General features: G+C 75.5%; 1 protein-coding gene. It reads right to left on the bottom strand.

Features of this window, described 5'->3' with window-relative positions; translation table 11 throughout:
- The coding region (locus tag DW309_RS15175; protein WP_275090551.1) for a flotillin domain-containing protein at positions 1-408 on the bottom strand (408 nt) is incomplete at both ends.

Below are 408 nucleotides of genomic sequence, written 5' to 3'. Positions count from 1 at the left end.
GCCGACGCGGGCGCGGCGGGGGCACCCGCCTCCGCGACGCCGGCACCGATGCCGCGACCGACGGCCTGGCCCTGGATGATCCCGGCGAGGTCGAGCCCGGTCGCGGAGTGCACGCTGTCGAACACCGAGCGCAGAGCCTTCGCGCTGTCGGCGCCGACGACCTGGGAGGCCCCGTCGTCGCCGGAGCCGCCCACGATGGAGACGTTGCCGATCGCGGCGTAGCCCTTGGCGAACTCGGCCATGATCGACGGCAGCACCTCCAGCACGCGCTGCGACAGGAAGGCATCCTGGTTGGAGGCGATGGCCTTGGCCTCGGCCTCGACGGCGGCCGCGCGCGCCTCACCCTCGGCACGGATGGCCTCGGCCTCGGCGTTCGCGCGCAGGCGGCGGGCCTCGGCCTCGGCTTCG

Origin of the sequence: Microbacterium sp. K41, from assembly GCF_004794395.1 — a bacterium.
Classification (GTDB): domain Bacteria; phylum Actinomycetota; class Actinomycetes; order Actinomycetales; family Microbacteriaceae; genus Microbacterium; species Microbacterium sufflavum.
This window is presented reverse-complemented; position numbering and strand designations above follow the sequence as displayed.